Consider the following 22,709-nt stretch of genomic DNA (forward strand, 5'->3'; position numbering starts at 1 on the left):
GTTTTCCGAAAAGATCATGCTTAAACAATGAGCTAAAGCGCGAGGATGATTCGTCCAAATCTCATCCCGCTAATGCCGCAGATCCTCGTTCAAGAGCCCGAACAGGCAATGGTCCTGCCAGACGCCATTGATGCAGAGATAGCGACGCGCCAGCCCTTCGCGCACGAAGCCGCACTTCTCCAGCACGCGCACGGAGGCGGCGTTGGTCGGGATGCAGGCGGCCTCGATGCGGTGCAGGTTCAGCTCGCTGAAGATGAAAGGCAGCAGCACCCGCAGCGCCAGCGTCATGTAGCCTTGCCCGGCAAACGGCTCGCCGACCCAGTAGCCGATGGTGCCGGCCTGGACGATGCCGCGGCGGACATTCGCCAGCGTCACGCCGCCGAGCAGCATGTCGTCGGCCATGCGGAAGATCAGAAAGGGATAGGCGCGGTCGGCGGCGATGTCTTCGGCATAGCGCCGCAGCCGGCGGCGGAAGCCGGAGCGGGTCAGGTCGTCGGATGGCCAGATCGGCTCCCACGGGGTGAGGAAGGCGCGGCTATCCTCGCGCAGCTTCGACCATTGCGGAAAATCGCTCATCTGCGGCGGGCGCAGCAACAGCCCGTATCCGCGCGGCGCGAGATCCGGCGGCACCGACGATGTCAATCCAAACAGGGCCACCTGCAAAACCCTTGTTCAAACCGCCTGTTTCAAACCGCAACGGACGGCCTGCGGTCAAACAGGCCGGAGACCCGCCCGCTGGCCATCGGCTGCGCGAAACCGTGCGAACGGCCAGTGTCGTGGATCAGACACTCGCAGCATCGTTTCTGCAAGTCCATCGTGCGAATGTCTGATCCAGAAACGACACTGGAATCACTGACTTGGTAGTGTCCTTATCGAGTCCGAAGTTCGCTCTGAGCGTCCTGCAAAGGACAGCGAACTTCGGATTGGGGACACTAGTGATAACGTGCCCGAACCGGCGCGTCCGTCAACCCCTCGGCCAGTTGGACGGCCTTTTCCAGGCCGCGGCCCGACCCAAGCGCGACCACCGCCGGACGGCTGCGCGCCAGCAGCGCCTGGGCAGCCAGGCGGGTGGAGGCGAGGCTGACATTGTCGATCCGGGCGATCATCTCCTCGTTGGTGAGCGGGCGGCCGAACATCAGCACCTGCCGCGCGAGCTGCTCGGCGCGGGAGCCGCAGCTTTCCAGCGCCATCAGCAGGCCGGCCTTCATCTGCGCCTTGGCGCGGTTGACCTCGACCTCGGTCAGGCTGTCGGCAGCCGCCTTCATCTGCTCGACCACCACGTCCATCATCTCCGGCGCATCGTCCGGATCAGTCCCGGTATAGAGGCCGAAGAAGCCGGTGTCCGAATAGGGCATGTGGAAGGTGTAGATCGAGTAGCAGAGCCCGCGCTTCTCGCGCACCTCCTGGAACAGCCGCGATGACATTCCGCCGCCGAGGATCGAGGAGAACACCTGCAGGCTGAACAGCGCCGGGTCCTTCTGCGGCAGCCCCTCGAGGCCGAACGTCAGATGCGCCTGCTCCAGATCACGCTGGACGATACGCGATCCGCCGCCGAACTTCGCCGGCAGCGGCGCGGGCGCCGAGGGTCCTGCGAACGAGGCGAAGCGCTGCGCCGTTTCCGCGACCACCGCCTCATGCTCGACCGCGCCGGCCGCGGCGACCACCATGTCGGGAGCGCGATAATGCTTGGCGAGATAGCCGCGCAGCGTATCGCCGCTGAACCCCTGCAACGTCTCCGGCGTGCCGAGCAGCGAGCGGCCCATCGGCTGGTCGGGGAACGCCAGTTCGTTCATGTGCTCGAAGATCACGTCGTCGGGCGTATCCTGCGCGGCACCGATCTCCTGCTCGATCACGCTCTTCTCGCGCTCGACCTCCTCCGCCTCGAACACTGGGTTGGCGAGGATGTCCGACAGCACGTCGAGGCCGAGGCCGACATCCGCCTTCAGCACGCGGGCGTAGTAGGCGGTGGTCTCGGTGCTGGTCGCCGCGTTGAGATCGCCGCCGACGTTCTCGATCTCCTCAACGATCTGCCGCGCCGAACGCGTCTTGGTGCCCTTGAACGCCATGTGCTCGAGGAAGTGCGACACGCCGTGCTCGTTGGCGAGCTCGTCGCGGCCGCCGACGCCAGTCCAGACGCCGAGCGCCGCCGTCTCCAGATGCGGCATCGCATCGGTGACGATGGTGAGCCCCGACGGCAGCGTGGTCAGTTTAACGCTCATACTCGGTCCTCGTGTCCATGGGTGCTCACGCCGGGGGTGCTCACGCCGGCGCCTTCGCCACACGACTCGCCTTCAGGATGAAGCGTTCCAGCTCGGCGCGGTCGTTCGGCATGCGCGTGATGGTTTCCTGCTTGGTCATCAGCCCAGATAGGTAGGCAGGCAAGGCCGGGCGCGCACCGCAAGCCGCCTCCACCGCATCGGGAAATTTCGCGGCATGGGCAGTGGACAGCACGATGTTCGGCACATGCGGCGTCGCCGCGGCATGCTCCGACACCGCGACCGCCACCGCCGTATGCGGGTCGATCAGGTCGCCGCTCTCGCGCCAGGCGGTGCGGATCGCCGCATTCACCTCATCCTCATCGGCGCGGCCGGCATCGAACTGTTCGCGGATACTGGCCAGCGCGCCGGCCGGCAGCACGAAGCGGCCGGACTGGCCGAGCGAGGCCATCAGCCCGCGCACCATGGCGCTGTCGCGGCCGGTCGCCTCGAACACCAGCCGCTCGAAATTCGACGACACCTGGATATCCATCGACGGCGAGGAGGTTTCCTGCACGTCGCGCAGCTCGTAGGCGCCGCTCGCCAGCGTGCGGGCGAGGATGTCGTTGACGTTGGTGGCGATGCGCAGCCGGCCGACCGGAAGACCCATCCGCTTGGCGACGTAGCCGGCGAAGATGTCACCGAAGTTGCCGGTTGGCACGGTGAAATCGACGCTCCGCGCCGGCGCGCCGAGCGCCACCGCCGCGGTGAAGTAGTAGACCGTCTGCGCGACGATCCGCGCCCAGTTGATCGAGTTGACCCCCGACAGCGCGACCGAATCGCGGAAGCGATGATGATTGAACAGCGCCTTCACCAGCGCCTGGCAGTCATCGAAGGTGCCGTCCACGGCGAGCGCATGCACGTTGGCGGCATTCGCGGTGGTCATCATCCGCCGCTGCACCTCGGAGATGCGCCCGTCCGGAAACAGCACGAACAGATCGACGTTGTCGCGGCCGGCGAACGCCTCGACTGCGGCGCCGCCGGTGTCGCCGGAGGTGGCGACGACGATGGTAGTGCGCTCGCCGCGCTTGGCCAGCACATGGTCCATCAACCGCGCGAGCAGCTGCATCGCCACGTCCTTGAACGCCAGCGTCGGCCCGTGAAACAGCTCGAGGATGAACTGGTCCGGCGCGGTCTGGTCGAGCGGCACCACGGCGGGATGACGGAAGGTCGCGTAGGCTTCGTTCGCCATGCGCGCGAGATCGGCATCGGCGATCTCGCCATCGACGAACGGGCGGATGACCTCGACCGCGACCTCGGTGTAGGGCCTGCCGAACAGCGCCGCGATCGCCTCCGCCGAGAGCTGCGGCCAGGTTTCCGGCACGTACAGGCCGCCGTCACGGGCGAGCCCGGTCAGCATCACGTCACAGAAGCCCAGCGCGGGGGCCTCCCCGCGGGTCGAGATATAGCGCACCGAACATCCTCCAAAGCCTGCGCGATACACACAAAGCTTTGATAATTAAAGGGAAATATGAGCACACGCCAACGGCGCGGGTGCCGGGCACATTATCCGCAGGATTGGGACTTCACAAGGACACGCGCTGGTACTTCAGCACCTTCCGGTCATGCCCGCCGGTGGCCGCGCAGCCAGACCGCGAAGGCGATGGCCACGGCCGCTGCGAGCAGAAACCAGGTGATGGCATATTGCAGGTGGTCGTTCTTGAGCTGGACCTGCAGCGGCCCCGGCTTCGGCACGCCGCCGGGCGGAACCGGAGCCTCCAGGTCGATGTAGAACGGCGCGACCGGCCCCCAGCCGAGCGCCTGCGCCATCGCCACCGGATCGCGCACGAACCACAGCCGCTTCGCCATGTCGGCGACCGGCGTCAGCCAACCGGCCTGCTCCGGGAAACGGATATAGCCGGTGAGCGTTTCCGGCCCGCCTGGCTGGGATGCCGGCACGGCCGCGCCTTCGGGCACGAAACCGAGATTCACGGCGACCTGCTCTCCACCCGCAAGCTTCACCGGCGCGAACAGCCAGGCGCCAGTGCCGGTGATGTCCTTGCGCAGCGGTGAGACCGAGGCGAACACCCGCGCCTGCTGCCCCCGAGCGACCACGCCGGAAAGAGTGACGCGACGGAATTCGTCCGTCCGCGCCGAGAGCGCGCCCCATTGCGTAACCGGCGGCAAAGCCACCGGCTGCGCCGCGAGACGCTCGTCGAGGGCGGCGATCAGCGCGCGCTTGTCGGCAAGCCGCGACAGTTGCCAAAAGCCAAGCGACAGCAGCGCGCCGACGATCAGCAGCGTCGTCAGCACCGGGATCAGAAGGCCACGACGGGGCACGGCCGTCTCACTCATCACGGGCCTGCGCCGCATCGCGATCGATCAACCGGCCTTCGCGGGCGCGGTGATGGTACTGCAGGGCGATCAGCAGCGACTTCATCGAACGCAGCGGCAAGAGCGTGGTGGCGAGGATCAGCGGCACCCACAGCACCGCATGCACCCAGAACGGCGGCTGATAGACCACCTCGACGATCAGCGCGCAGAACACGACGATGAAGCCGGCAATCAGGATGATGAACACCGCCGGGCCGTCGCCCGCATCGATGAAGGTGTAGTCGAGGCCGCAAGCTTTGCAGGACGGCGCCAGCGCGAGGAAGCCCGCATACAGCTTGCCCTCGCCACAGCGCGGACACTTGCAGGCGATGCCGCGGACGACCGCCTGCGACAGCGTGGATGGAGCGATGCCGGTCATGAGTTTCGGCCTCCGTGAGCCCGCCGTGACGATCCAGGCGGAAAAGAAAAGGGCGGCCCGGAGCCGCCCTCTCGTTTCGTTTGCGGCCCGCGATCAGTGCGCCGCCGCCGCCCCATGCGCCGCGGCGCCTTCGGGGCCATGGCCCCAGACATAGATCGCGACGAACAGGAACAGCCACACCACGTCAACGAAGTGCCAGTACCAGGCGGCGAACTCGAAGCCGAGATGCTGCTTCGGTGTGAAATGGCCCGCGTAGACGCGCAGCAGGCAGACGATCAGGAACACGGTGCCGACCAGCACATGGAAACCGTGGAAGCCGGTCGCCATGAAGAAGGTGGCGCCATAGATGTGGCCTTTGAAGGCGAAGGTCGCGTGGCTGTACTCGTAAGCCTGGACGCAGGTGAACACCGCGCCGAGCGCGACGGTCAGGATCAGGCCCCACTTCAGGCCCTGGCGGTCACCCTCGAGCAGCGCATGGTGCGCCCAGGTGACGGTGGTGCCCGAGGTCAACAGGATCAGCGTGTTGAGCAGCGGCAGGTGCCAGGGATCGAAGGTCTCAATGCCCTTCGGCGGCCAGACGCCGCCGAACAGCTCCGCGCGCGCCACCTGATGGATATCGGCCGGAAACAGCGCCGAGGAGAAGTAGGCCCAGAACCAGGCGACGAAGAACATCACCTCCGAGGCGATGAACAGGATCATGCCGTAGCGGTGATGCAGCTGCACGACGCGGGTGTGATCGCCGCCATTGGCCTCGCGGATGACATCGGCCCACCAGCCGGCCATCGTGTAGAGCACGCCGATCAGGCCGACGCCGAACACGATCGGCGCGCCGGCATACATGTGATGCATCCAGCCGATCGCCCCCACCGCCATGATGAAGGCCGACACCGAACCGACGAACGGCCACGGCGACGGATTGACGAGGTGATAATCGTGATGCTTGGCGTGCGCGTCGGCCATCTTGGCGTCTCCGTAAGCGTCGAGGCCTGGTCCGGTTAGGGATTCGGCCGCGTATTGGCAAGTTTACAGGTTTCCGTTCCGCTTGTCTGTCGCCTGGGCCAACGGCTTCGGCTCCTCGCGCAACGGATAGAAGGTATAGGACAGGGTGATCGTGTTCAGGCCCTGGTGCTCCGGATCGGCGATGATCGCCGGATCGACGTAGAACACCACCGCCATCTCGCGCGTCTCGCCAGGGCCGAAACGCTGCTCGGTGAAGCAGAAACAATTGATCTTCTGGAAGTGGATGCCGGCGGTCAGCGGCGTGACGTTGTAGGCGGCCTGACCGAGCGTCGCACGCGCGGCGAGATTGGTGACCTTGTAATAGGCGGTGATCACCTCGCCGATCCGCACGCTGATCTCGGTCTGCTCCGGCTCGAACTTCCAAGGCAGGCCGGCCATCACGTTGGCATCGAAGCGGACGTTGATGGTGCGCTCCAGCGTCTGCGACGGCATCGACGTCGCGACCTGGGTGGTGCCGCCGAAGCCGGTGACGCGGCAGAACCAGTTGTAGAACGGGACGGCGGCGTAGGAGGCGCCGATCATCAGTGCGACGACGAGACCGCACACGCTCGCCACCAGCGCATCGCGGCCGACGCGCGGCGCCTTCTTCGGCGTGTTGTTGGCTGCTTCCGTCATGGTCCCCAAACCACCTTCACAAAAGCCGTCAGATCGGCCGGATCAGCACGGCCGGGCCGCGCACCAGCGTCACGATAAAGAACAGCACCACCAGCAGGCCGAGCACCACCGCGATCGCAATCGAGCGCTGCCGGCGGCTGCGCTTCTGCTGCTCGGTGAGGACGATGCCCTCGCTGTCGTCGTTGTTGTCCATCGCCTGCGCGTCCATCCGTCAGCCGGCCAGCCGCATCGCGAACGGCAGCAGCGCATCGACCAGCAGCGTCGCGAACAGCACGAACAGGTAAAGGATCGAGAACGCGAACAGGTTGCGCGCGGCCTGCTCGGCGGCGGCGCCTTCCCGCTTGCGGTAGACCTGCACAGCGAGCCAGAGCATGGCCGCGCCGGAGATCACCGAGACGATACCATAGGCACGATCGAAGTAGCCGAGCGGCCACGGCGCGATCGCGACCGCGACCAGCACGACGGTATAGAGCAGGATCTGCAGCCGGGTTGCGGCGGGGCCGGCGACCACCGGCAGCATCGGCAGCTTGGCGCGGATGAAGTCGTCGGTGCGATACAGCGACAGCGCCCAGAAGTGCGGCGGCGTCCACAGGAAGATGATCGCGAACAGGATCAGCGGTTCGACCGAGAGCGAGCCGGTGGCCGCGACCCAGCCGACCACCGGAGGCAGCGAACCGGCGGCACCGCCAATGACGATGTTCTGCGCGGTCGAGCGCTTCAACCACATCGTGTAGATCACGACATAGAAGAAGATGGTGAAGGCGAGCAGGCCGGCGGCGAACCAGTTGACCAGCGTGCCGAGCGTGAACACCGAGAAGAACGACAGCGTCATGCCGAAGGTCAGCGCCTCCGACGGGGTGACGCGCCCCTGCGGGATCGGCCGCTTCTGTGTGCGCGACATCACCGCGTCGATGTCGCGGTCGTACCACATATTGAGGGCGCCCGAGGCGCCGGCACCGACCGAGATGCAGAGCAGCGCGGTGAACGCCATCACCGGATGCATGTGGCCGGGAGCCATGACGATGCCGACCAGCGCCGTGAAGATCACGAGCGACATTACCCGCGGCTTCAACAGCGCGATGTAGTCGCCGACCGTCGCCTCGGAAATCCGGGGCGAAACGCTGATCGGGTTATGATCGACAATCGACAAGGCGGCACTCTCTCAAGATCCGGCGCGGACCAGGCCGCGCCGGACAGTCTCTCGCTTTACTTGATCTTCGGCAGCACTTCGAACTGGTGGAACGGCGGCGGTGAGGTCAGCGTCCACTCCAGCGTGGTGGCGCCAGGCCCCCACGGGTTGTTCGCAGCCTGCTCCTTGCGCACGAACGCATGCACGACGCCGAACAGGAAGATCAGCACGCCGAAGCCGGAGATGTAGGAACCGACCGACGAGATGTAGTTCCAGCCGGCGAACGCATCCGGATAGTCGACGTAGCGGCGCGGCATGCCCTGCAGACCGAGGAAGTGCTGCGGGAAGAACAGCATGTTGACGCCGATGAAGGTGACCCAGAAGTGCAGCTTGGCGATCGTCTCGCTGTACATGTAGCCGAACATCTTCGGGAACCAGTAGTACCAGCCGGCGAAGATCGCGAACACGGCACCGAGCGACAGCACGTAGTGGAAGTGCGCGATGACGTAGTAGGTCTCCTGCAGCGCGCGATCGACACCGGCGTTCGCCAGCACGACGCCGGTGACGCCGCCGACGGTGAACAGGAAGATGAAGCCGATCGCCCACAGCATCGGCGCGCGGAACTCGATCGAGCCGCCCCACATGGTGGCGATCCACGAGAAGATCTTCACGCCGGTCGGCACCGCGATCACCATCGTCGCGGCGACGAAGTAGGCCTGGGCCGCCGCCGACATGCCGACGGTGTACATGTGGTGCGCCCACACGACGAAGCCGATGCCGCCGATCGCCACCATCGCGTAGGCCATGCCGAGATAACCGAACACCGGCTTGCGCGAGAAGGTCGAGACGATCTGGCTGATCATGCCGAAGCCCGGCAGAATCAGGATGTACACTTCGGGGTGACCGAAGAACCAGAACAGATGCTGATACAGGATCGGGTCGCCGCCGCCTTCCGGATTGAAGAAGGTGGTGCCGAAGTTACGGTCCGTCAGCAGCATGGTGATCGCACCGGCCAGCACCGGCAGCGACAGCAAGAGCAGGAACACCGTCACCAGGATCGACCACACGAACAGCGGCATCTTGTGCAGGGTCATGCCCGGCGCGCGCATGTTGAAGATGGTGGTGATGAAGTTGATGGCGCCGAGGATCGACGACGCACCGGCAATGTGCATCGACAGAATGCCGAAATCCACCGACGGCCCCGGATGGCCCGAGGTGGACAGCGGCGCATACAGCGTCCAGCCGGCGCCGACGCCGTGCCCGCCCGCCTCGCCGGGGACGAACATCGAGATCAGCAGCAGCGCGAACGCGGCCGGCAGCAGCCAGAACGAGATGTTGTTCATGCGCGGGAACGCCATGTCCGGCGCGCCGATCATCAGCGGCACGAACCAGTTGCCGAAGCCGCCGATCATCGCCGGCATCACCATGAAGAAGATCATGATCAGGCCGTGGCCGGTGACGAACACGTTGAACATGCCGCCGTTGGAGAAGTACTGCATCCCCGGCTCTTGCAGTTCCATGCGCATCACGATCGACAGACCGCCGCCGATGATGCCGGCGATGATCGCGAAGATCAGGTACATCGTGCCGATGTCCTTGTGGTTCGTCGAATAGACGTACCTGCGCCAGCCGGTCGGGTGGCCGTGATCGTCGTGTGCGTGATCCTGTGCCGCTGAACTTGCCATTATCTTCGTCCCTCGAACCTACTCTGGTCCTATCGCTATCTGATCGCAGGCGCCGTTACTGGGCGACCGCGCCGACCGACGCGAACTTGCTGTTATCCGGTGTTGACGCGAACTTCTTCTTGGCGTCCGCGAGCCAGGCCTCGAACGCCTGATCGTTCACGACACGGATCGCGATCGGCATGAACGCATGGTCCTTGCCGCACAATTCCGAGCACTGTCCGTAGTAGACGCCTTCCTTGGTGGCCTTGAACCAGGTCTCGTTCAGGCGCCCCGGAATGGCGTCGATCTTCACGCCGAACGCCGGCAGCGCGAACGCGTGGATGACATCGGCGCCGGTGGTCTGCACGCGGACCACCTTGTTGACCGGCACGACCACCTCGTTGTCGACCGCGAGCAGACGCGGCTGGTCCGGCTTGCGCTGGTTGTCCTGCAGCATGATCGAATCGAACTCGAACGGACCGTTGTCCGGGTAGGCGAAGGTCCAGAACCACTGCTTGCCGGTGGCCTTGATGGTCAGGTCCGCCTTCGGCACGTCGAGCTGATAGAACAGCAGCCGGAACGACGGCACCGCGATCCCGACCAGGATCAACACCGGGATGATGGTCCAGGCGACCTCGATCATGGTGTTGTGGGTGGTCTTCGAGGGATTCGGGTTCGACCGCGCATTGAAGCGGAAGATCACGATCACCAGCAGAAGCAGCACGAAGATCGTGATCGCCGTGATGATCCAGAGCAGGAAGTGATGGAACCAGACGATGTCCTCCATCACCGGCGATGCCGCTTCCTGGAATCCAAGCTTCCACGGCTCCGGCTGGGCCGCCCACGCCGCGCCGCCAGTCAGGACGACGATCGCCAATCCCGTGACCGCCAATCCCATGAGGCCCAACAAGCCCATCCGCCTCATCGACATCTTCATGCCGCCCAAGCTCCCTCAAAATCCACGCTCTGGCGCAGGCTATCGCTCGACCGCGCCCAACAACGCGAATCCGCGCCGAAAATCGGCTTAGAACGCGTCGAAGAATCCCGCCTCTCAAATCACACTTCAAAGGCCACCGCAATGCACCTCATCCCCCTTTGCAACAGGGGAGCGCAGCCGCCCGCGCAGAGCAGCGCAGCGCGTAATTCGCCTTATCTTCCAGCCGCAAACCGGCAGCTTCTGCTTGACTGAGGATTTGCACGGTATAGGCCGTGATGGGATGGCTGCGACGGCCTGATTCGCGCCCGATCGCGACCGACGGTTGCGGGACGCCTTCAAGACGCCGCAGTTACGGGTCCATTGGGCGGTGGGCGGATGGCGGACGCCACGAGGCGTTCTGTCCGCCCGGTGTGGACCCCTCCGGCAGCGGCGCCGTGGTCATGGTCAGTCATGTGGCCATGCGTACGGCGGTGTCGGGCCAAAACCGCACTGGAATCATGTGTTTCGAGTCCTTCCGGGCCAGCCACGCGACGGGTGGCGGCACATCCGGGAGCGGTGCGATCATTCACGCGGCCGGCGTCTTGGGCGGCCAGTACAAGATAGAGTCTCGCGATGGGCGCCTCTGAACATCCCCGGTTCCGCCGGGTTTCCGGAAAACTGACGGCGCTGGCCGTGCTGGTCTGCCTGGCGACAAGCTGGCTCGGCATCGGCGCGAGCGATGCGCAGGCCCAAGGTGCGGTCAAGGCGGTGGCCGGCGACTGGCAGATCCGCTGCGACACGCCACCGGGCGCGCAGGGCGAACAGTGCGCGCTGATCCAGAGCGTGGTGGCGGAAGACCGCTCCAACGCCGGACTGACCGTGATCATCCTGAAGACCGCCGATCAGAAGAGCAAGCTGATGCGCGTGGTCGCTCCGCTCGGCGTGCTGCTTCCGTCCGGTCTCGGACTGAAGCTCGACGACAAGGACGTCGGCCGCGCCGGCTTCGTCCGCTGCCTGCCGAACGGCTGTGTCGCCGAGGTGGTGATGGACGACAACCTGCTCGGCCAGCTCAGGAGCGCGAAGACCGCAACCTTCATCATCTTCGAGACGCCTGAGGAAGGCATCGGCTTCCCGCTGAGCCTGAACGGCATCGGCGAAGGTTACGACAAGTTGCCGTGACTTTTTCCACTTCGCCCCGCTTGCGGGGAGAGGTCGGAGACAGAGCGACAGCGACGTCTCCGGGTGAGGGGCAAACCTTACGCCGCCGCCCCTCCCCCGCCTTCGCGTTGCTCAGGCACCCTCTCCCCGCAAGCGGGGCGAGGGTTCACAAGCCCCCTCGCACTTGGCCGCTTTGACACTTATCTTGCGTTGAATGCGCGCATGCGCCGTCCGTCCTGACGGGCCGGTGATGGTGTGTTGCAACCCGGTTTTGCTCGAGGATCCATCATGACCCATCCCGCCACAACATCCCTGCTCGACCGCTCCGGCCTCGACCGCGACCAGGTCAAAGCCGAGATCGCCCGCGGCCTGATAGGTGCGGACGATGGCGAGCTGTTCCTCGAATATCGCCAGTCCGAAGCGCTGATGTTCGACAACGGCCGGCTGAAGCAGGCGACCTACGACACCGCGCAAGGGTTCGGCCTGCGCGCGGTGAAGAACGACGCGGTCGGTTACGCCCATTCGTCCGATGTATCGATTCCGGCGCTGGCACGCGCCGCCGACGCGGTCGGCGCCGTGCGCGCGGGCTATACCGGCTCGCTCGCGGCCGCCCCCGCCCGCACCAATGTCCGCCTCTACGGCGACGACAATCCGCTCGACGCGCCGGGCTTCGAGGCCAAGGTGAAACTGCTCGGCGAGATCGACGCCTATGTCCGCGACAAGGACCCGCGCGTGCGGCAGGTCTCGGTCAGCCTCGCCGCCACCTGGCAGGTGGTCGAGATCGTCCGCCCCGACGGCGAGAGCTATCGCGACATCCGCCCGCTGGTGCGGGTGAACGTCGCTGTCGTCGCCGGCTCCGGTGACCGGCAGGAGACCGGCAGCCATGGCTATGGCGGGCGCGAAGGCTACCAGCGCTTCATCGAGACCAAGGCCTGGCGCAATGCCGCCGACGGCGCGCTGCGGCAGGCGCTGGTCAATCTCGACTCCGTGCCCGCTCCGGCAGGCGAGATGGACGTGGTGCTCGGCCCCGGCTGGCCCGGCGTGATGCTGCACGAGGCGGTGGGCCATGGCCTGGAAGGCGACTTCAACCGCAAACAGACCTCGGCGTTCGCCGGGCTGATGGGCCAGCAGGTGGCGGCCAAGGGCGTCACCGTGGTCGATGATGGCACCATCCAGAACCGGCGCGGCTCGCTCTCGATCGACGACGAAGGCACGCCGACCAACCGCACCGTGCTGATCGAGGACGGCATCCTGGTCGGCTACATGCAGGACCGGCAGAACGCGCGGCTGATGAACATGAAGCCGACCGGCAACGGCCGGCGCGAGAGCTACGCCCATGTGCCGATGCCGCGCATGACCAACACCTACATGCTGGCGGGCCAGCACGACCCGAAGGAGATTCTCGCCTCGGTGAAGAACGGCATCTACGCGGTCAATTTCGGCGGCGGGCAGGTGGACATCACCTCGGGCAAGTACGTGTTCCAATGCACCGAGGCGTACCGCATCGAGAACGGCACGATCGGCGCGCCGCTGAAGGGCGCGATGCTGATCGGCAACGGCCCGACCGATCTGCATCGCATCTCCATGGTCGGCAACGACCTCGAACTCGACACCGGCATCGGCACCTGCGGCAAGAACGGCCAAGGCGTACCGGTCGGCGTCGGCCAGCCGACGCTGCGCATGGACCGCATCACCGTCGGCGGCACGGGCGGCTGAGGTTGAAATTGCGGCGAGCCTGGAATGGATGCTGACAGCTTCGTTCGAACGGCGCTCCGCAATCCGGCGAACGCCGCGATCCTGGACGAACTGGCACGCCTTCGCGTGCCGGATGCGTGGCTGGTCTCAGGCTGCCTGGTGCAGACGGTCTGGAACGTCCAGACCGGCCGCACGATCACCCACGGCATCGCCGATTACGACGTCTTCTATTTCGATCCCGATCCATCATGGGATGCGGAAGACGCGGTCATCCGCGCCATGAGACCGACCGCATCCAGGCTCGGGATCGACATCCAGGTCCGCAATCAGGCGCGCGTTCACCTGTGGTATCGCGAGAAGCACGGCCGCCCCTATCCGGAGCTTCGCTCGGCAACGCAAGGCATCGACCACTTCCTCACGCGCAACACCATGATCGGACTTCGATTCGCAAACGAAGGTTGCGATGTCTACGCGCCGCATGCCTTCGACGACGTCGCGAACATGATCGTGCGCCCGAACCTCACGCCGAACTTTTCTGCCGAAGCCTACGCCCAGAAAGCCGCTCGCTGGAAAAGCCTGTGGCCGGAGCTCACCGTCATTCCGGCGGAGCCTTAGCCGATCCGTCTCAGAAGTAGGCGATCAGCCGGCCGCTGGCGGCGACGCAGAACCAGATTGTCAGCGATGCGACGGCAATGACGCGCGCGATGCGCGGCAACGGCGCCAGCGGCGGCAGATGCGTCAGCCGCGGCGCCACCAGCAATTCGAACAGCACCACATTGACGAGACCGAGCGCGATCAACCCGAGCTTGATCTGAAACACGCGGTTGAGCACGACGTGGCTCGCTTCGGCGGTGAACAGCACCGCGCCGGTGACGACGAGACCGACGAAGGCAATGATCGCGCCCCGTCGCGCCATCCGCAGCACGAAGCCCGGCGAGGTCGCGGCGAACGCGCCCATCATGCGCAGGTCGAGCACGGCGATCGCTCCGGCAAACGCCATCAGCGAAACGATGTGACCGACATTGGCCGCCATATAGGCCCAGCTCGACTGGCGGATCGCTGCGCCCAGGCCGCTCGCCTCGAGCGCGAGGAAGACGGCTGGCGCGGCATCGTTCATCGCTTCACCCGTTGCCGGTAACGCATGATATTGTTTGTCCACACATGATCTGATCAGAAACCAGCTCTCACCTTTCGATCATGCTCTGTTTGCGCATGATCTGATCCGAAAACCGGTTTCCACTTTTCGGGATCATGCTCTGTTTGCGCATGATCTTTCGGAAAACCGCTTCATACGTTTCCGGATCATGCCTACCGCAGCTCGTAGGTCTTGCTATCGACGGTGATGCGTTCAGCGCGCATCTCGTCATGAGTCACCGTCGAAGGATAGCCATAGGCCGACACGGTCTTGCCGACGGCGACCACCTCCGCCGTCGCCCCACGGGTACTCATGCGGAACGTCGGCGCGAGCGTCACCGTCCAGACCTTGTCGGCGCCCTTCACGGTGATCTCGGCGTGCGGGTTCTCGTATTTCAGCGACTGGATCGGGCCGGCCACAGTAATCGGGTGCGCAGCGTCGTAGCTGCCCCAGCCGTGATGCGCCACCGCGGACGTCAACAGCGCCATAGTGAGCGCGGCAGCAGCAGTCCACAGGGCCGTCGGGGCGGCGGTGGCAAGGAGAGGTCGCATGGCGGGCTCCCTTTCGTCTGACGGGCTTCGACTGTCCTGCATCCGACGCAATCAGACGCAGGACTCCAACATGGCCTGACGCATTGGCTTGACGCGTGTCTTAACGTCTTGACGCGAACCGGTCCCAGCCTGCCGGGAAACGGCCGCACGAAGGCGCTATCGTCTATAACCCCGGCGAAGGCATAAAATTTGCCGCCGCTCCGCAAAAACCAGGCCGCAGCTCAGAGCCGCCGGCGAAAGGGCCGAACCCATGAGACTTTCCGACGAACACAGCGCACGCAAATGCACAGCCTCATCACAGCGTCATGACGCGGAACTTCGGAGGTGACCGATGCATGACGCTTGTGCCAAGCGATCAACCCGCTCCACGCACAACTCGCCATGCCGTGCCCGACCGTTACCGGACCACCCCGGAGGTCAGTCCCGGCCGTCGGCGCGGCGGCGTGATCTGGCTCTTCAGGAAACAGCGCGCGGTCTTTCCGGTGTAGCCCGGCCGGGCATAAGTCCAGGCGCGGCACTTCTGATCGCTCTCGCAGGCGGCGCGGCAGGCTTCGCCGTTCGGCGGGCCGGCCAGGGCGAAGCTACGATAATCCCCGCCGAACCGGTCGATCGAAGTCTCGAAATCATTGGTCCGCCGCTCGACCACACCGGCGCCGCGCACCCCCGACACGCTGCTGGTGTTCGCCACCCGCGGCGGAACCGTGTTCTTCAGCCAGCACGCGGCCGTGGCCGAACCGCCGTCACCTTCGGCGGGATAGTTGAACGACCAGGCGCGGCAGCGGCGGTCCCGCTCGCATTGCAGAGCGCAATCGGCCGGATCGCCGGTGGTGATGGTCACGCGCTGGTAATCGCCGCCCGGCCGATCGAAGTTCGCCTGCGCATGCAGGTCGCTGCCGGACGCAGCAATCCCCAGCAGCGCAAGGATCGGGACGAGGATCGATGCGAGGCGGATACGGATCATCCGATGACTTCCAGCAATCAAGGCCAGGGGCAGACGGCCAGGGTGACGTAATGATTTCCTTGACCATCAAACCGCCGCCGACCTGTACGGTCGATGAACGGGCCCGCCACGGCCTGCACAGGCTGCAATCAAAGAATCACGAAGCAATCAAAGAATCGCAAATACGCATAAACATGGAGCGATGCTTCGGGCCGACTTTCGCATGGCGGTTGCAGCCGAAGCGAAGGTCAAATCCGCGCAGCTAGAACACATATTCGCGATAGACCGGATCGACCGAGCCATTCCACGGCCCATGGAACTTGCATAGCAGCTCTTCGGCCGGGGTCTGGGCCGCGGCCACGATCCGCTCCAGCGGTTCGAGGTGGTAGCTCTCGTCGCGGCCGTTGCGGTCCAGCCGGTTACGCCGCTTCAGCCCGGCGCGGGCGAGATCGAGGCAGTCGCGGCCGATCTCCAGCAAGGTCCGGTTGCCGACCTTCGCCTTCAATCCGAGCCTCGGCACATCGTCGCGCGCCTGCTGCCGCTCCTCCGCGCTCCATCCCTTCACCATCTGCCAGGCGGCTTCGAGACTGGCGTCGTCGTACAGGATGCCGATCCAGAACGCGGGCAGCGCCGGCAGCCGCTCCCACGGGCCGCAATCGGAGCCGCGCATTTCGAGATAGCGCTTCAGCCGCACCTCGGGGAAGATCGTCGAGACGTGGTTGGCCCAGTCCGACAGCGTCGCTTGCTCGCCCGGCACCGCCGGATGCTTGCCTGCGAACAGGTCGCGGAACGAGGAGCCGGCGACGTCGATGTAGGTATCGCCACGCTTGATGAAATACATCGGCACGTCGAGCGCGTAATCGACATAGCGCTCGTAACCCATGCCGTCCTCGAACGCCCACGGCAGCATGCCGGCGCGGTTGTTGTCAGTGTCACGCCAGATCTCGGAGCGGAACGACAGGAAGCCATTCGGCTTGCCTTCGGTGAACGGCGAATTGGCGAACAGCGCGGTGCCGACCGGCTGCAGCGCGAGGCTCACGCGCAGCTTCTTCACCATGTCGGCTTCGGAGGAGAAGTCGAGATTCGTCTGCACCGTGCAGGTGCGATACATCATGTCGAGGCCGAGCGAGCCGACCTTCGGCATGTAGTTGGTCATGATCTTGTAACGGCCCTTCGGCATCACGGGCACCTGCGCACGCGACCACGACGGCGTCATGCCGAGACCGAGGAAGCCGATGCCGAGCGGTGCCGCCACCTCGCGCACTTGCGCGAGATGCGCCACCAGTTCGGCGCGGGTGTGATGCACCGTCTCCACCGGCGCGCCGGACAGCTCGAACTGCCCGCCCGGCTCCAGCGAGATCGCGCCGCCGCCGGTCACGTCATAAAGCCCGATGATGTTGCCCTGCTCGATGATCGGCTCCCAGCCGAGCAGATGCTGCATGCCGGTCAACAACGCGCCGATGCCTTGCGGGCCTTCATAAGGCACCGGTCCATGATCCTTCAGCCGAAACGGCGTCTTCTCATGCTCTGTGCCGAGCCGGAACTGGTCCTTCGGCTTCTCGCCGGCGGCGATCCAGGCGACGAGTTCATCGCGCGAGGACAGCGGCGTCATATCGATCTGGTCACGCGCCATGAAGAACCCATTCTAAATCATGATCCGGATGAATCACGATTTGATTAGCTTGCGCATGACCTGATCCGAAAACCGGTACCCGCTTTTCGGGATCATGCTTCGTTTGCGCATGATCTGATCCGAAAACCGGTACCCACTTTTCGGGATCATGCGATGAAAGCGGCGTGACGTTATAGACGCCCCGACGGATTGAGCAACAGAGGAGCGGCCGCCGCGCAGACCAGGCGCGCGCAGGCGAATGCGACGGGTGCATTACGGTCAAGCGGATTTTGCGCGCTGGGACGCTGTAACGGCGTCGCAAGACACGCCGAGCTGATCGAGCAGCGCCGCGAGCTTCACCGCATCCGCATCCGACAGCTTCGAGCCGATATGGCGTTCGATTGCCGCCGAATAGGCGGTCCACATCTTCTTCTGCAACTCGCGCCCCTTTTCCGTGATCTCGACGACAAGGCCCCGCTTGTCGACTTCGCATACCTTGCGCGCCACCAGCCCGTTATCGACGAGACGATCGATCAGCCGCGACAAGCCGTATTGCGGCAGCAGCATCTGCTTCTCGAGTTCGATCGGCCGCAGGCAGCCGAACTCCGCGCGCGACAATTCCAGCAGCGCGTCATACCAGGACAGTGGCGGGAAGCCGGCCTTCTTCAGGTCCTGCTCAACCGCGCTCAACACCCGGCTCTGGATCCGCACGAGGCGTATCCAGGCGGCGGTCGCCTCAGCTGAGGGTTTGCGCTTCATCTGACTCCCGTCTTCCCCGGCGCGGCTTCGGCTGATCAACGCGTCGTGCTCGGCAGTGGCGTTGACGCATCCGCTTGCACGGCATATACATGCAATTGCATATAATATCTTGCCGCAAAAACGCAAGATGGAAACGAGCAAGCAACAAGGAAACCGCCCATGAAGCTGTATTATTCCCCCGGAGCCTGTTCGCTGTCACCGCATATTGCACTCGCCGAGGCCGGCCTCAATGCCGATCTCGTAAAGGTCAATATCCGGGAGAAGAAGACCGAAAGCGGCGATGATTATCTGAAAGTGGCGCCGAAGGGCCAAGTGCCGGTCCTCAGCATCGATGGCGGCGCGACGCTGACGGAAGGTCCTGCGATCGTGCAGTACATCGCTGACAAGGCGCCGGACAAGAAGCTCGCGCCCGCGAATGGTACGCTGGAGCGCTATCAGCTGCAGGAATGGCTGAACCTGATCACCAGCGAACTGCACAAGGCGTTCAGCCCGCTGTTCAACCCTGCCATGTCCGACGAGACCAAGGCGTTCTTCCGCGACAAGATCTCCAAGACGCTGACCTATGTCGGCGAACAGCTCGCGGGCAAGGACTACCTGATGGGCAGCCAGTTCACGGTGGCGGATGGCTACCTGTTCACGATTTTGCGATGGGCGGTGGCGATGAAGTTCGACCTCGCGCAATTCCCGAACCTGAAGGCCTATTACGACCGCGTCGGCGCGCGGCCGAAGGTGAAGGAAGCGATGCTGGCCGAGGGCCTGATCAAGGCTTGATCCGCGACCGCTCTGTCATTTCTGTCATTAGGCGGCGCTGCGCACCGACCCGCTGACGGGGACGTCGATCCTCATCCTGAGGAGCGCGGAACGCGCGTCTCGAAGGATGAGGTCCGCGCTGTGGCCTCATGGTTCGAGACGCCGCACTTGTTTGAGCATGATCCTGTCCGAAAACCGCTTCGCACTTTTCGGGGATCATGCTTGCGCGGCTCCTCACCACCATGAGGAATGGAGTGCCTCGCAGAAATGCGGGCGCAGCCCTCATCCCAGCCTTCTCCCGCATGCGGGGAGAAGGAGAGACGGGCCTATGCCGCCGACTTCTTCGGCGCGAAACGGCCGTAGAAGGTCTCACCCTTCGCCGCCATGTCGAGCAGCAGCTTCGGCGGCGTGAAGCGCGAGCCGTACTTCGCCTCTAGCTCGTGGCACAGCGCGACGAAGGCCTTCGTGCCCATGAAGTCGATGTAGGAGAGTGCGCCGCCGGTGAACGGTGCGAAGCCGAAGCCGAGGATCGAGCCGACATCCGCCTCGCGCGGATCGGTGATCACATGGTCCTCCACCGTACGCGCGGCCTCCACCGCCTGCACCACAAGGAAACGCTGCTTCAGCTCCTCGACGTCGAGCGTGTCGGGATCGAGCTTCTTGCTCTGCAGGTCGCCGAGGCCCGGCCACAGCGCCTTCTTGCCCTTGCCCTTCTCGGGATAGTCGTAGAAGCCCTTGCCGTTCTTGCGGCCAAAGCGGCCCTGTTTCTCGACCATCTCGACCAGGAGCTTCTTCTGCGCCTGATCGATGGCGTTGGGGCCGAGGTCGGCTTCCGTCGCCTTCATGATCTTCAGCACCAGGTCCAGCGCGACCTCGTCCGACAGCGACAGCGGCCCGACCGGCATGCCGGCCTGCTTCGCCGTGTTCTCGATCATCGCCGGCGGCACGCCTTCCATCAGCATCTCGAGGCCTTCGGCGGTGAACCGCAGCACGCAGCGGTTGGCGAAGAAGCCACGCGAGTCGTTGACGACGATCGGCGTCTTCTTGATCTGCCGGACATAATCGAGCGCGGTGGCCAGCGCCACGTCACCGGTGTTCTTGCCGACGATGATCTCCACCAGCATCATCTTCTCGACCGGCGAGAAGAAGTGGATGCCGATGAACTTCGACTGGTCCTTCCACTCCTCGGCCAGCGAGTTGATCGGCAGCGTCGAGGTGTTGGAGGCGAAGATCGCGCCCTCCTTCAACAGCGGCTGCGCCTTGGCGAAGGTTTCCGCCTTGACCTTGCGATCCTCGAACACCGCCTCGATGATCAGGTCGCAGTCCTTGATCGCGGCATAGTCGGCGGTGGCGGTGATGCGCGACAGCACCGCATCACGCTCCGCCTCAGTGCCGCGGCCGCGGGCGATGTTGGCGTCGAGCGTCGCCTTCGCATGCGCCTTGCCCTTGTCGGCGGAGGCCTGGTCGCGATCGATCAGCACCACCTCGATGCCGGACTGCGCCGAGACGAAGCCGATGCTGGCGCCCATGAAGCCCGCGCCGATGACGCCGAGCTTCCTCACCTTGGTCGGCGGCACGTCCTTCGGACGGCGCGCGCCCTTGTTCAACTCCTGCATCGACACGAACAGGCTGCGGATCATCGCCGCCGCCTCCTTGGTCTGCAGGATGTGGGTGAAGTAGCGCGTCTCCACCCGCAGCGCCGCGTCCATCGGCAGTTGCAGGCCTTCGTAGACGCTCTGCATGATTGCCCGCGCCGCCGGATAGTTGTCCTGCGTCTCCTTGCGGTAGAGCGCGTTCGCTGCGGGGAACACCATCATGCCGGCCTTGCCGTAAACCGGGCCGCCGGGCAGCTTGAAGCCCTTCTCGTCCCATGGCGCGACCGCCTTGCCGCCGCCCTTGATCCAGTCCTTCGCCGCCTTGATCAGGTCGGCCGCCGGCACGATCGCATCGATCAGCTTCAGCGCCTTCGCCTTGTCGAGCTTGAGCTGCTCGCCCTTCAGCATGATCGTCAGCGCGTCGGTCGGCTGCAGCAGGCGGCCGAGCCGCTGGGTGCCGCCCGCACCGGGGAACAGGCCGACCTGGATCTCAGGCAAACCGAGCCGCGTCTTCGGATTGTCGGCGGCGACGCGATAGTGGCACGACAGCACCAGTTCGAACGCGCCGCCGAGCGCGAGACCGTTGATCGCCGCAGCCCACGGCTTGCCGCAGGTCTCGATGCGGCGGAAGATCTGCGACAGCCGTCCCGCTTCCTTGAACAGCGCTTCGTTCGCGGCCTCCTTGCCCTTGCTCTTCAGCAGGTCGGCGAAGACGGTGCGCATCGAATCCAGCATCGTCAGATCGGCGCCGCCCGAAAACGCCTCCTTGCCGGAGGTGACGACGACGCCCTTCACGGCGGTATCAACCGTGGTCTTCTCGACGATGTCGGAGAGTTCTTCGATGACACTGATATCGAACACGTTCATCGACTTGCCGGGGGAATCCCAGGTGACAAGCGCGATGCCGTCGGCGTCGGTCTCAACCTTGAAGTTCTTGTAGCTCATCGTATTCGCCTCAAATCTCTTGCTTTCGCATGATCACGTCCGGCTTTAGCTGCCCGGACTACACGCGCTCGATGATCGTTGCCGTTCCCATGCCGCCGCCGATACACAGCGTCACCAGCGCGGTGGAGAGCTTGCGCCGCTCCAGTTCGTCCAACACCGTGCCGAGGATCATCGCCCCCGTGGCGCCGAGCGGATGGCCGAGCGCGATCGCGCCGCCATTGACGTTGATCTTGGCGCTGTCGATGTCGAACGCCTGCTGATAGCGCAGCACGACCGAGGCGAACGCCTCGTTCAGCTCGAACAGATCGATGTCGCTCAGCGTCATGCCGGAGCGCTCCAGCACCTTCTTCGTCACATCGACCGGGCCGGTCAGCATCATCGCCGGCTCCGAGCCGATGTTGGCGAAGGCACGGATCTTGGCGCGCGGCTTCAGGCCGGCCTTCACGCCCGCTTCCTTCGAGCCGATCAGCACGGCGGCCGCGCCATCGACGATGCCGGAGGAGTTGCCCGCATGGTGGACGTGGTTGACCGCCTCGATCTCCGGATGCGACTGCACCGCCACTGCGTCGAAGCCGCCCATCTCACCGATCTGCACGAACGACGGCTGCAACTGCGCCAGCGACTGCATGGTGGTGCCCGGACGCATGTATTCGTCCTTGGCGAGGATCGTCAGACCGTTGATGTCCTTCACCGGCACGACGGAGTTAGCGAAGCGGCCCTCCTCCCAGGACTGCGCGGCGCGCTTCTGGCTTTCGACCGCGTAAGCATCGACGTCATCGCGCGAGAAACCGTATTTGGTGGCGATCAGGTCCGCCGACACGCCCTGCGGCATGAAGTAGGACGGCACCGCGATCGACGGGTCCATCGGCCAGGCCGCGCCCGACGACAGCATGCCGACGCGGCTCATCGATTCGACGCCGCCACCGATGGTCAGCGTATGCTGTCCGGACATCACCTGCGCGGCGGCGAAGTTCACCGCATCGAGGCCCGAGGCGCAGAAGCGGTTGATCTGCACGCCCGGCACCGAGTTGCCGTAACCTGCGCTCAGCGCTGCCATGCGGGCGATGTCGCCGCCGGCCTCGCCGACCGGATCGACGCAGCCGAGCACCACGTCGTCGACATCGCCGACGTTGAGGTTGTTGCGCTCCTTCAGCGCGCGCAGCGGCGTGGTCGCGAGCGCCAGCGCCGTCACTTCATGCAGCGAGCCGTCGGCCTTGCCGCGGCCGCGCGGCGTGCGCACGTGATCATAGATAAAGGCATCAGCCATCGTCGGTCTCC

At 64.9% G+C, this 22,709-nt stretch carries 22 protein-coding genes; 4 read left to right on the forward strand and 18 right to left on the reverse strand.

Features of this window, described 5'->3' with window-relative positions; all coding sequences use genetic code 11:
* Positions 1-69: 69 nt before the first annotated feature.
* From X566_RS05595 to coxB, 11 genes are all read right to left on the reverse strand, one after another.
* On the reverse strand, positions 70-657 hold the full coding sequence (locus X566_RS05595) for a GNAT family N-acetyltransferase (protein ID WP_034467992.1): 588 nt from the start codon (positions 655-657) through the stop codon (positions 70-72).
* A 275-nt stretch (positions 658-932) separates the two neighbouring features.
* Positions 933-2,219, reverse strand: coding sequence for a pitrilysin family protein (locus X566_RS05600; RefSeq protein WP_034464238.1), 1,287 nt, complete (start codon positions 2,217-2,219; stop codon positions 933-935).
* 40 nt (positions 2,220-2,259) lie between these two features.
* A complete protein-coding gene (gene thrC / locus X566_RS05605; RefSeq protein WP_034464240.1) occupies positions 2,260-3,669 on the reverse strand; it encodes a threonine synthase in 1,410 nt (469 codons plus the stop codon).
* Positions 3,670-3,818: 149 nt separating this feature from the next.
* The gene (locus tag X566_RS05610; protein ID WP_034464243.1) at positions 3,819-4,550 is read right to left on the reverse strand and encodes an SURF1 family protein; all 732 of its coding nucleotides are present in this window, start codon (positions 4,548-4,550) and stop codon (positions 3,819-3,821) included.
* Positions 4,543-4,947: a DUF983 domain-containing protein gene (locus X566_RS05615; RefSeq protein ID WP_034464246.1), complete on the reverse strand. Its 405-nt coding sequence runs from the start codon at positions 4,945-4,947 to the stop codon at positions 4,543-4,545. Before X566_RS05615 ends, X566_RS05610 begins: the two co-directional genes overlap by 8 nt.
* A gap of 93 nt (positions 4,948-5,040) precedes the next feature.
* Positions 5,041-5,907 (reverse strand): cytochrome c oxidase subunit 3, encoded by an 867-nt coding sequence (locus tag X566_RS05620; RefSeq protein WP_034464248.1) that lies wholly within the window; start codon positions 5,905-5,907, stop codon positions 5,041-5,043.
* A 63-nt stretch (positions 5,908-5,970) separates the two neighbouring features.
* On the reverse strand, positions 5,971-6,582 hold the full coding sequence (locus tag X566_RS05625) for a cytochrome c oxidase assembly protein (RefSeq protein ID WP_034464250.1): 612 nt from the start codon (positions 6,580-6,582) through the stop codon (positions 5,971-5,973).
* 28 nt (positions 6,583-6,610) lie between these two features.
* Entirely contained in the window at positions 6,611-6,775 is a 165-nt protein-coding gene (locus X566_RS05630; protein WP_034467994.1) for a hypothetical protein, read from the reverse strand.
* 18 nt (positions 6,776-6,793) lie between these two features.
* On the reverse strand, positions 6,794-7,732 hold the full coding sequence (locus X566_RS05635) for a heme o synthase (RefSeq protein ID WP_034464252.1): 939 nt from the start codon (positions 7,730-7,732) through the stop codon (positions 6,794-6,796).
* Between the two features lie 56 nt (positions 7,733-7,788).
* Positions 7,789-9,396, reverse strand: a complete 1,608-nt coding sequence (ctaD, locus tag X566_RS05640; protein WP_034464254.1) for a cytochrome c oxidase subunit I — start codon at positions 9,394-9,396, stop codon at positions 7,789-7,791.
* A 55-nt stretch (positions 9,397-9,451) separates the two neighbouring features.
* A complete protein-coding gene (gene coxB / locus X566_RS05645; protein WP_034464257.1) occupies positions 9,452-10,312 on the reverse strand; it encodes a cytochrome c oxidase subunit II in 861 nt (286 codons plus the stop codon).
* A gap of 612 nt (positions 10,313-10,924) precedes the next feature.
* Here coxB and X566_RS05655 point away from each other — a divergent pair.
* The 3 genes from X566_RS05655 (at position 10,925) to X566_RS05665 (ending at position 13,759) form a co-directional block, all read left to right on the forward strand.
* Entirely contained in the window at positions 10,925-11,470 is a 546-nt protein-coding gene (locus X566_RS05655; protein WP_034464264.1) for an invasion associated locus B family protein, read from the forward strand.
* Between the two features lie 267 nt (positions 11,471-11,737).
* The gene (gene tldD / locus X566_RS05660) at positions 11,738-13,165 is read left to right on the forward strand and encodes a metalloprotease TldD (RefSeq protein ID WP_034464266.1); all 1,428 of its coding nucleotides are present in this window, start codon (positions 11,738-11,740) and stop codon (positions 13,163-13,165) included.
* 24 nt (positions 13,166-13,189) lie between these two features.
* Positions 13,190-13,759 carry a nucleotidyltransferase family protein gene (locus X566_RS05665; RefSeq protein WP_034464268.1) on the forward strand — a complete coding sequence of 190 codons (570 nt, stop codon included), beginning with the start codon at positions 13,190-13,192 and terminating at the stop codon, positions 13,757-13,759.
* A gap of 10 nt (positions 13,760-13,769) precedes the next feature.
* Here X566_RS05665 and X566_RS05670 read toward each other — a convergent pair whose 3' ends face one another.
* The 5 genes from X566_RS05670 to X566_RS05690 all read right to left on the reverse strand — a co-directional run bounded on the left by X566_RS05670 (position 13,770) and on the right by X566_RS05690 (position 18,141).
* On the reverse strand, positions 13,770-14,261 hold the full coding sequence (locus X566_RS05670; RefSeq protein ID WP_034464270.1) for a DUF6644 family protein: 492 nt from the start codon (positions 14,259-14,261) through the stop codon (positions 13,770-13,772).
* 191 nt (positions 14,262-14,452) lie between these two features.
* Entirely contained in the window at positions 14,453-14,830 is a 378-nt protein-coding gene (locus X566_RS05675) for a DUF6152 family protein (RefSeq protein ID WP_051443896.1), read from the reverse strand.
* Between the two features lie 397 nt (positions 14,831-15,227).
* The gene (locus tag X566_RS05680) at positions 15,228-15,791 is read right to left on the reverse strand and encodes a PAN domain-containing protein (protein ID WP_051443897.1); all 564 of its coding nucleotides are present in this window, start codon (positions 15,789-15,791) and stop codon (positions 15,228-15,230) included.
* Between the two features lie 241 nt (positions 15,792-16,032).
* On the reverse strand, positions 16,033-17,403 hold the full coding sequence (locus X566_RS05685) for a glutamate--cysteine ligase (RefSeq protein ID WP_034464274.1): 1,371 nt from the start codon (positions 17,401-17,403) through the stop codon (positions 16,033-16,035).
* A 258-nt stretch (positions 17,404-17,661) separates the two neighbouring features.
* A complete protein-coding gene (locus X566_RS05690; protein WP_034464276.1) occupies positions 17,662-18,141 on the reverse strand; it encodes a MarR family winged helix-turn-helix transcriptional regulator in 480 nt (159 codons plus the stop codon).
* A 159-nt stretch (positions 18,142-18,300) separates the two neighbouring features.
* Between X566_RS05690 and gstA the strand changes: the two genes are divergently transcribed.
* The gene (gene gstA / locus X566_RS05695) at positions 18,301-18,912 is read left to right on the forward strand and encodes a glutathione transferase GstA (RefSeq protein WP_034464279.1); all 612 of its coding nucleotides are present in this window, start codon (positions 18,301-18,303) and stop codon (positions 18,910-18,912) included.
* A 305-nt stretch (positions 18,913-19,217) separates the two neighbouring features.
* On the opposite strand, the gene X566_RS05700 is transcribed toward gstA, so the two are convergent.
* Entirely contained in the window at positions 19,218-21,431 is a 2,214-nt protein-coding gene (locus X566_RS05700) for a 3-hydroxyacyl-CoA dehydrogenase NAD-binding domain-containing protein (protein WP_034464283.1), read from the reverse strand.
* Between the two features lie 58 nt (positions 21,432-21,489).
* Complete coding sequence (locus tag X566_RS05705; protein ID WP_034464284.1) at positions 21,490-22,698, reverse strand: acetyl-CoA C-acetyltransferase; 1,209 nt, start codon at positions 22,696-22,698, stop codon at positions 21,490-21,492.
* Positions 22,699-22,709 lie beyond the last annotated feature (11 nt).

The sequence above is a fragment of the Afipia sp. P52-10 genome, assembly GCF_000516555.1.
Taxonomy (GTDB): domain Bacteria; phylum Pseudomonadota; class Alphaproteobacteria; order Rhizobiales; family Xanthobacteraceae; genus P52-10.

Bases quoted from the DNA above. Each gene is read 5' to 3' on its own strand.
- X566_RS05600 (WP_034464238.1), bottom strand. From the start codon at position 2,219: ATGAGCGTTAAACTGACCACGCTGCCGTCGGGGCTCACCATCGTCACC.
- X566_RS05630 (WP_034467994.1), bottom strand. From the start codon at position 6,775: ATGGACAACAACGACGACAGCGAGGGCATCGTCCTCACCGAGCAGCAG.
- X566_RS05680 (WP_051443897.1), bottom strand. From the start codon at position 15,791: ATGATCCGTATCCGCCTCGCATCGATCCTCGTCCCGATCCTTGCGCTG.
- gstA (WP_034464279.1), top strand. From the start codon at position 18,301: ATGAAGCTGTATTATTCCCCCGGAGCCTGTTCGCTGTCACCGCATATT.
- X566_RS05655 (WP_034464264.1), top strand. From the start codon at position 10,925: ATGGGCGCCTCTGAACATCCCCGGTTCCGCCGGGTTTCCGGAAAACTG.
- tldD (WP_034464266.1), top strand. From the start codon at position 11,738: ATGACCCATCCCGCCACAACATCCCTGCTCGACCGCTCCGGCCTCGAC.
- coxB (WP_034464257.1), bottom strand. From the start codon at position 10,312: ATGAAGATGTCGATGAGGCGGATGGGCTTGTTGGGCCTCATGGGATTG.
- X566_RS05620 (WP_034464248.1), bottom strand. From the start codon at position 5,907: ATGGCCGACGCGCACGCCAAGCATCACGATTATCACCTCGTCAATCCG.
- X566_RS05685 (WP_034464274.1), bottom strand. From the start codon at position 17,403: ATGGCGCGTGACCAGATCGATATGACGCCGCTGTCCTCGCGCGATGAA.
- X566_RS05705 (WP_034464284.1), bottom strand. From the start codon at position 22,698: ATGGCTGATGCCTTTATCTATGATCACGTGCGCACGCCGCGCGGCCGC.
- X566_RS05700 (WP_034464283.1), bottom strand. From the start codon at position 21,431: ATGAGCTACAAGAACTTCAAGGTTGAGACCGACGCCGACGGCATCGCG.
- X566_RS05690 (WP_034464276.1), bottom strand. From the start codon at position 18,141: ATGAAGCGCAAACCCTCAGCTGAGGCGACCGCCGCCTGGATACGCCTC.
- ctaD (WP_034464254.1), bottom strand. From the start codon at position 9,396: ATGGCAAGTTCAGCGGCACAGGATCACGCACACGACGATCACGGCCAC.
- X566_RS05670 (WP_034464270.1), bottom strand. From the start codon at position 14,261: ATGAACGATGCCGCGCCAGCCGTCTTCCTCGCGCTCGAGGCGAGCGGC.
- X566_RS05615 (WP_034464246.1), bottom strand. From the start codon at position 4,947: ATGACCGGCATCGCTCCATCCACGCTGTCGCAGGCGGTCGTCCGCGGC.
- X566_RS05625 (WP_034464250.1), bottom strand. From the start codon at position 6,582: ATGACGGAAGCAGCCAACAACACGCCGAAGAAGGCGCCGCGCGTCGGC.
- X566_RS05610 (WP_034464243.1), bottom strand. From the start codon at position 4,550: ATGAGTGAGACGGCCGTGCCCCGTCGTGGCCTTCTGATCCCGGTGCTG.
- X566_RS05675 (WP_051443896.1), bottom strand. From the start codon at position 14,830: ATGCGACCTCTCCTTGCCACCGCCGCCCCGACGGCCCTGTGGACTGCT.
- X566_RS05665 (WP_034464268.1), top strand. From the start codon at position 13,190: ATGGATGCTGACAGCTTCGTTCGAACGGCGCTCCGCAATCCGGCGAAC.